7 protein-coding genes are annotated in these 7,579 nt (G+C 60.3%); all 7 read left to right on the top strand.

Annotated features, from left to right (window positions below):
- Nucleotides 1–386: 386 nt before the first annotated feature.
- The 7 genes from rpmH to mnmG all read left to right on the top strand — a co-directional run bounded on the left by rpmH (nucleotide 387) and on the right by mnmG (nucleotide 7,485).
- Nucleotides 387–521 (top strand): 50S ribosomal protein L34, encoded by a 135-nt coding sequence (gene rpmH / locus MTP42_RS14585; protein ID WP_005929142.1) that lies wholly within the window; start codon nucleotides 387–389, stop codon nucleotides 519–521.
- Nucleotides 522–768: 247 nt separating this feature from the next.
- On the top strand, nucleotides 769–1,167 hold the full coding sequence (gene rnpA / locus MTP42_RS14580; protein ID WP_035393239.1) for a ribonuclease P protein component: 399 nt from the start codon (nucleotides 769–771) through the stop codon (nucleotides 1,165–1,167).
- Nucleotides 1,164–1,463 carry a membrane protein insertion efficiency factor YidD gene (yidD, locus tag MTP42_RS14575; RefSeq protein WP_249257669.1) on the top strand — a complete coding sequence of 100 codons (300 nt, stop codon included), beginning with the start codon at nucleotides 1,164–1,166 and terminating at the stop codon, nucleotides 1,461–1,463. The genes rnpA and yidD overlap by 4 nt, the downstream gene beginning before the upstream one ends.
- Nucleotides 1,464–1,738: 275 nt before the next feature.
- Nucleotides 1,739–2,809, top strand: a complete 1,071-nt coding sequence (locus MTP42_RS14570) for a YidC/Oxa1 family membrane protein insertase (RefSeq protein ID WP_249257668.1) — start codon at nucleotides 1,739–1,741, stop codon at nucleotides 2,807–2,809.
- Between the two features lie 5 nt (nucleotides 2,810–2,814).
- Nucleotides 2,815–3,936, top strand: a complete 1,122-nt coding sequence (jag, locus tag MTP42_RS14565) for an RNA-binding cell elongation regulator Jag/EloR (RefSeq protein ID WP_249257667.1) — start codon at nucleotides 2,815–2,817, stop codon at nucleotides 3,934–3,936.
- A 129-nt stretch (nucleotides 3,937–4,065) separates the two neighbouring features.
- The gene (gene mnmE / locus MTP42_RS14560; protein WP_249257666.1) at nucleotides 4,066–5,436 is read left to right on the top strand and encodes a tRNA uridine-5-carboxymethylaminomethyl(34) synthesis GTPase MnmE; all 1,371 of its coding nucleotides are present in this window, start codon (nucleotides 4,066–4,068) and stop codon (nucleotides 5,434–5,436) included.
- Between the two features lie 174 nt (nucleotides 5,437–5,610).
- Nucleotides 5,611–7,485 (top strand): tRNA uridine-5-carboxymethylaminomethyl(34) synthesis enzyme MnmG, encoded by a 1,875-nt coding sequence (mnmG, locus tag MTP42_RS14555; RefSeq protein ID WP_249257664.1) that lies wholly within the window; start codon nucleotides 5,611–5,613, stop codon nucleotides 7,483–7,485.
- Nucleotides 7,486–7,579: the final 94 nt, after the last annotated feature.

Raw genomic sequence — 7,579 nt, 5'->3', positions numbered from 1 at the left:
AAAACATCCACTCCATTGAATTGGTCGAAGTTTTCAACAATGCTGCTGATACCCCGTTAGTATACCACAAAAATCTCCCTGCGTCTATATTCTATAATGTAATTTATAATACATAAGAAAAGACGCTCCATCGTGCCCTCGCGGCTCTTGTGTCCAAGGCGGTTTTTGGCCACAAGATATGGTGGAAGAAAAGTTTTCCACGGAGAACCGGTGAAAAAGTTGAAAGCTTTTTCACAAAGAAATTTGAAAAAAGTTTGCTGGAAAGTGAAAAAAACGCTTGACAGAAGGGGATAGTGTGCGATATACTGTTGAATTGCAAGCCTGTCCCCAATTTGGGACCAGAAATACCCCATTACCGGGGACGAGTTTTTACGGAGGATACAACCATGAAGAGAACTTTTCAGCCCAAGAAGCGTCATCGCAAGGAAGTTCATGGCTTTCTGACCCGCATGAGCACCAAGAACGGCCGCAAGGTCATCAATGCTCGCCGTGCTAAGGGCCGCAAGAGCCTGACCGTCTGATCCCGCTTTGCCAGGGATCCGGCGCAGAATTGAACATGCGCACAAAAGACTGCTGATCCTGAATTGGCGGTCTTTTTCTTATTTTGGACGTTCTGCGCGCGGAATGACTAAAAATTTGGCAAAAGATTTGGCACAAAAAACGCCCGGACAGCCTTTTCATGTCGGCGTTTTTTTGCTATACTGAATTTTGAACTTTGCCTTTAGGGAAGTTCTGCGATTTTTTAACCGAAAAGGAGGCGACGGAGCAGTGCGCTATCGTCCCATCCGCCGCAACAGCGAGTTTGGCCGCGTGTATGCCCGCGGCAAGTCCTATGTGAACCCGGCGCTGGTGCTGTATGTGCTTAAGACCCGCGGCAAAAAGACCCGCGTGGGCCTGACAGCCACCAAAAAGATCGGCCATGCCGTCCAACGCAACCGCGCCCGCCGCGTGATGAAGGCTGCCATTGATGAGCATCTGGATCAGAACATCGGCGGCTATGATCTGGTGTTCGTGGCCCGGGGCATGACCCCCCGCCTGAAGAGCTGGCAGCTCAGCGAAGTGGTGGCCAGGCTCTTTGCCCAGGCTGGCCTGCCCGACAAGGCAAAGCAGCCGGGTGCAAAGCCCCCTGCCACGGTCCCGCCCGCAGACCGGGCCGCAAAACAGTGAATCCCGTCTCCCGCGCCTGCCGGAACGCGCTCTGTGCGCCCATCCGGTTCTACCAGTGCTTTATCAGCCCGGGGCTGGGCCGCAACTGCCGCTTTACCCCCACCTGCAGCCAGTATGGCATAGAAGCCATCCAGACCCATGGCTGCATCAAGGGCTTGCTGCTCACCGCCTGGCGCATCGCCCGGTGCAATCCGCTTGGCCGGTGGGGCTTTGACCCGGTGCCGCCCAAAGGCCGCTGGGTGAGCCCGGAGCGGAGACTGTCCCCGGCAAAGCTGTTCCGGGGGCGGCACGGTTAAGCAGCGTGCTTATGATACACGGCTCCTTTGTGCAACCTCTCCGTCATTGCTTCGCAATGCCACCTCCCCTGGTAGGGGAGGCTTTGGCAGTCCGATCCAGTTGACGGTTTTGCCAAGGGCTCCCCTATTAGGGGAGCTGGCAACGCCGTAGGCGTTGACTGAGAGGTTTCATCCGCTTTTTTTGCTTCTTGTGACGCTCCGCACTGTGGGCGGGGTGTCCTTCTCATAAAAATCTAAACGTCCCGCACCACAGGCGGGGCAGAATGGACGAAACTATGAATCCTTTGTACATCCTGGGCTGGCCCTTGGGCTATGTAATGGAGTGGATCTACAAGCTGATCCCCAACTACGGCTGGGACATCATCCTGTTCACCCTGCTCATCACCGTGATCAAGATCCCCCTCCAGCTCAACCAGCAGAAGAGTATGGCCCGCATGAGCGCTTTCCAGCCCATGGTGGCCGAGATCCAGAAAAAGTACCGCGACAAGCCCGAAAAGCAGCAGGAAGAGCTGATGAAGCTGCAGGAGCAGGGCTACAAGCCCACCGCAGGCTGTATGCCCATGCTGGTCAACTTCCTGGTCATGTTCGGTGTTATCGAGGTGGTGTACCGCCCGCTGCAGCGCATCTTCCACATTGGTGCCGATGCCCTGACCGCCGCAGGTGAGGCCCTGACTGCCATGGGCATCAGCTTTACCACCGTGACCCGCGACACCAACATCATTGCACAGGTCATTGCAGGCGAGAGCACAGTTTCCTCCTGCTTCACCCCGGAGCAGGTGGCTACCATCACCGAGTTCGGCCAGCACATGGATTTCTTTGGCATCGACCTGACCCGTGTGCCCCAGTACAGCCTGGCTGCAGAGAATCTGCCCCTGCTGATCCTCCCGGTCCTGGCAATCGTGACCATGTTCCTGTCCACCCACATCAGCATGAAGGCCAGCGGCCAGGAGATGCAGGGCAGCATGAAGCTGACCATGTATATGATGCCGCTGATGTACGTCTTCTTCTGCTTTACCGTGCCCAGCGCTTTCTCTCTGTACTACGTTGTTTCCAACATCCTGATGACCGTGCAGAGCCTGTTGATGAAGAAGATCTACGACCCTGAGAAGATGAAGGCAGAGGTCGCCGCCGAGATGGCTGCCCGCAAGAAGGAGCAGAAGCGCGGTGTAAAGAGCACCACCATCAAGGTCACGGATGAAAAGACCGGCGAGGTCGTGGAGAAAAATATCTCCGCCAGCGAAATGAACAAGCGCCGCCTGGAGTATGCCCGCAAGCTGGATGAGGAGCGCTATAAGGACGAGCGCACCGTTCCGCTGAGCGAGCTGGAAAACAAGAAGGAGGATTGACGGTTATGATCCGTACTCAGGAAGCGACCGGCAAGACGGTCGATGAAGCCCGCGCAAAAGCCTGCGCCCTGTTGGGCGTGCAGGCCGACGACCTGAATGTGAGCTATGAAGTGCTCGAAATGCCCCAGAAAACCGGTTTTCTGGGCCTGAAGACCACCCCTGCCAAGGTGCGTGTGAGCGTGGAAGAGCCCGATGCCCCGGCCGCTCCCGTGGTGGAGGAGAAGGTGGAGTCTGAGGTGAAGCCTGTTGTGGAGGAAGCTCCCGCTGAGGAACCCAAGGCCGAGGAGACTGCCGCTGCCCCTGTGGCAGAGGAGGCCGCTCCTGCTGAGGAGACTGCTGAACCCGCCGCAGAGGGTGAGGAGCCGGAAGTTCCCATCAACATCGAAGAGAACGCCAAGGTCAAGGCCGCTGTGGACTACCTGAAGGAAGTCATTGCCCTGATGGGCGTGGAGAATGTCACCTTCAGTGCCGTGCAGAAGGGCGAGGCCACCATCATCCGTCTGGATGGCGAGAAGCTGGGTGCCCTGATCGGCCGCCGCGGCGAGACCATGGAGAGCCTGTCCTATCTGGCAAGCCTGGTGGCCAACCGCCTGGAAGGCGATTACATCAAGCTGGGCCTGGATGTGGCTGGCTACCGCGACAAGCGTGAGAATGACCTGACCGTGCTGGCACAGCGCATTGGCAACAAGGTGCGCAAGACCGGCCGCAGCTTTGCCATGGAGCCCATGAACCCCTACGAGCGCCGCATCATCCACTCTGCCATCGGCAAGATGGAGGGTGTGCGCAGCGAGAGCAAGGGTGAGGGCCGTGACCGCCGTGTGGTCATCTACTCCACTGCTCCCGATGCCCAGACCGACAACACCTACGGCGAGCGCCGCCCGCGGGGCAATGGCCGCCGCCCCGGCGGCAACCGCAATGGCGGCTTCCGCGGCGGACGCGGCAGCAGCCCCCGGAATGGTGGTCCCCGCAATGGCCGCCCCGCAGGCAGCCGCGGTCCCCGTCCTTCCAGTGTGCCCGAGCGCACCTATGCTCCCCGTGACGCAGAGACTGCCGCACCCGTGGCACCCAAGCGCACCGAGCGCGTGGATGATTTTGCCGATTTCAGCTTTGGCAAGATCGAGCTGTAAACTCCGCTGAGTTTTGCACAATGCTGCCCCCTTCCGGTGGAAAACTGGAAGGGGGCTTTTTGTCTCTTTCCTTTTTCGTCGCTTCGTGATACAATAATTCTGATTTGAGAGCGGAGGGAGAGCACCAACATGGAACATTCAACGATCGCGGCCATTGCAACCGCGCCCGGCGCAGGCGGCATTGCCGTGGTGCGTCTTTCCGGCCCGGAGAGCTATGCCGTGGCGGCAAAGGTGTTCTGCCCGGCCAATCCCGATAAGCGGGTAGAAGATGCCAAGGGCTACACCGCCCTGTTTGGGCATTTCATGGAAGGGGAGGAAGCCTTTGACGAGGGCGTGGCCCTCTTCTTCCGGGCTCCCCACAGCTACACCGGCGAGGATGTGGTGGAGCTTTCCTGCCACGGCGGCAGTGCGGTGGCCCGGCGGCTGGTGGAAAGCTGCATCGCAGCCGGTGCCGCCCCCGCCGCCCCCGGCGAGTACACCCGCCGCGCCTTCCTCAACGGCAAGCTGGGGCTGACCCAGGCCGAGGCCGTTATGGACCTGATCTCTGCCGATGGCCGACAGGGTGCGGCGCTGGCCAATGCCTCCCTGAACGGCGCGCTGGCGAAGAAGATCGGGGCTGAAAAGGATGCCCTGACCGCCCTGCAGGCACATCTGACTGCCTGGGTGGATTTCCCCGAGGAGGACGTTCCCGCGCTGGAGGATGCCCAGCTTGTATCCACCCTGACTGCCGTGAAGGGAGAGCTGGACACCCTCATCCGGAATTATGATGCTGGTGCTGTCCTGCGGGAGGGTGTGGACTGTGCCATCGTGGGGCGGCCCAATGCGGGCAAGTCCACCCTGCTCAATCTGCTGGCCGGGTTCGACCGGGCCATCGTCACCCCCGTGGCGGGCACCACACGGGATGTGGTGGAGCAGGCCGTCCGTCTGGGGGACATCCGGCTGAACCTGTTCGACACGGCCGGTCTGCGGGAGACCGAGGATGCAATCGAGGCCGAAGGCATCCGCCGCAGCTGGAAAAAGCTGGAAGAGGCGGGGCTGATCCTGGCGGTGTTCGATGGCTCTGAGCCCCTGACCCGGGAGGATCTTGCGTTGGCACAGCGGTGCGCCGGTCGCCCGGCCATTGCACTGGTCAACAAAGAGGACAAGCCCACTCAGTTTGACGCAGAGATCATTGCAGACGATTTTGCCATGGTGATTCCGGTCTGCTGTCAGGAAGAGGGGAGCCGCAGGGTGATCGCTGCTGCCGTTGCCCGCCTGCTGGGCACCAACAACATCGACCCCCACGCTGCCAGCCTTTCGGGCCAGCGCCAGCTTGCCGCCGCCACCCGCGCGCGGGATGCAGTGGCCGGTGCGCTGGATGCGGTCAGCAGCGGGTTCGGGCTGGATGCCGTATCGGTCTGTGTGGACGATGCGCTGGCTGCCCTCTGCGACCTCACCGGCGAAAATGCGTCGGAGAATGTCATCAATGAAGTGTTTGAGCGGTTCTGCGTGGGGAAGTAACGGAGGGCAGCCCGTCTGGCAGCTTTCTCCTCGGACACGAAACGGGCCATTCCATCGCCCGCCCTATTGCCTGCGGCAACAGGGTCCCACCCCAGCGGACGGTCCTCGGAGAAACTTCCAGCCGCGCTGCCGGGTAACAGCAGATTGAACCATAGAGGAAAGTATAGGAAAAGTATGAATCATCTTGGAGATTACGATGTGATCGTAATAGGCGCGGGCCACGCTGGCATTGAAGCGGCCCACGCTGCTGCCACGCTGGGTGCCAAAACGGCGGTGTTTACCATGAGCCTGGATGCCATTGGCAACATGCCCTGCAATCCCAGCATCGGCGGAACTGCAAAAGGAACGCTGGTACGCGAATTGGATGCATTGGGCGGTGTGATGGGCCTTGCGGCGGATGCCACCTACCTGCAGAGCCGGATGCTGAACAAGGGCAAAGGCCCTGCCGTTCATGCCCTGCGCGTTCAGACCGACCGCAAGCGCTACCACGAATATATGAAGCACGCCCTTGAACTCACGCCCGGCCTTGCCATCCATCAGGCCGAGGTGGTGGGCATTGAGGTGGAGAACGGCCATGTCAAGGGCGTTGTGACCCAGCTGAACGGGGAGTACAGCGCAAAGTGTGTGGTCATTGCCACAGGCACCAATCTGGGCGGCAAAATTTTTGTCGGTGATGCGTGGTATGCTTCCGGTCCTGATGGGATGCACGCCGCCAATGCCCTGACCGAAAGCCTGAAAGCCGCCGGTCTGCCTCTGCGGCGGTTCAAGACTGGTACCCCTGCCCGTGTCCACCGGAGAAGCATCGACTTCTCCAAGCTGGAATGCCAGCCTGGCGACCCGGACAGTGAACTTCAGCCCTTCAGCTTTCTGACGGATGCACCCATGCACAACAAGGTCGAATGCTGGATCGCCTATACCAACCCCGAGACCCACCGGATCATTCTGGACAACATCCAGCGCAGCCCGCTCTATGGCGGCATGATCGAGGGAGTTGGCCCCCGGTACTGCCCCTCCATTGAGGATAAGGTGGTGCGCTTTGCGGGCAAGGACCGGCATCCCATCTTTGTGGAGCCCTGCGGCGAGAACACAGAGGAGATGTATCTGCAGGGTGCGTCCAGCAGCCTGCCTGAGGATGTGCAGAACGCCTTTTACCGGAGCATTCAGGGCTTTGAACACATTGAGATCATGCGCCCGGCCTACGCCATCGAGTATGACTGCGTAGACCCGACCAGCCTGGAAGCCACACTGGAGAGCAAGGTGGTGCGGGGCCTGTATGGTGCAGGCCAGTTCAACGGCACCTCCGGCTACGAGGAAGCCGCCGCGCAGGGTCTGCTGGCCGGTCTGAACGCTGCCCGCAGTGCAAAAGGGGAGAGCCAGCTGATCCTGGAGCGCCAGACCAGCTATCTGGGCACGCTGGTGGATGACCTTGTCACCAAGGGGGTCATGGATCCCTACCGCATGATGACCAGCCGGAGCGAGTACCGCCTGACCCTGCGGCAGGACAACGCCGATCAGCGGCTGACCCCCATTGGCCGGGAGTATGGTCTGGTGCAGGATGACCGCTGGGCAAAATACCAGCACACCCAGAGCATTCTGGAGGCGGAGCGCCGCCGCCTGCACGAGACCCATCTGCGCACTGCTGACCTGCGCGCTGCCATGGAAGCAGCCGGGCTGACCCCTGCCGCGGAAGGCGGCATTGCCGAGGAGCTGCTCCGCCGCCCCGAGATCAGCTACCCGCTGTTGGCGGGTGTGATTGGCTGGGGCGAGGGTATCAACCCCATGCTGGCCGAGCGGCTGGAGACCGAGATCAAGTACGCAGGCTACATTGCCCGGCAGGATCGGATGATCCGTGACGTGGCCCGCCACGAAAAGACTCTGATCCCCGCAGATTTTGAGTATGCTGACCTGACCGGCCTGACGCTGGAGGCCCGTGAGAAGCTGACCCGCATCCGCCCGAAGAATCTGGGGCAGGCGGGCCGCATCCCCGGTGTGTCACCCTCCGATGTGGCGCAGCTGAGCATTGCTTTAACAGTGAGAGAGAAAAACTGATGCACTGACGGAGAGGTTGGACGAAGGAGGGCAGAACCTCTGTACAACCTCTCAGCCGCCTGCGGCGACAGCTCCCCTGATAGGAGAGCCATTG

This window comes from Faecalibacterium sp. I2-3-92, from assembly GCF_023347315.1.
GTDB classification, from domain to species: Bacteria; Bacillota; Clostridia; order Oscillospirales; family Ruminococcaceae; genus Faecalibacterium; species Faecalibacterium duncaniae.
The sequence above is the reverse complement of the archived record's forward strand: the minus strand, read 5'-3'. Positions and strand labels throughout refer to the sequence as shown.

Coding starts and splice junctions, on each gene's coding strand:
- MTP42_RS14570 (WP_249257668.1), top strand. CDS start 1,739: ATGAATCCTTTGTACATCCTGGGCTGGCCCTTGGGCTATGTAATGGAG.
- mnmG (WP_249257664.1), top strand. CDS start 5,611: ATGAATCATCTTGGAGATTACGATGTGATCGTAATAGGCGCGGGCCAC.
- rpmH (WP_005929142.1), top strand. CDS start 387: ATGAAGAGAACTTTTCAGCCCAAGAAGCGTCATCGCAAGGAAGTTCAT.
- mnmE (WP_249257666.1), top strand. CDS start 4,066: ATGGAACATTCAACGATCGCGGCCATTGCAACCGCGCCCGGCGCAGGC.
- jag (WP_249257667.1), top strand. CDS start 2,815: ATGATCCGTACTCAGGAAGCGACCGGCAAGACGGTCGATGAAGCCCGC.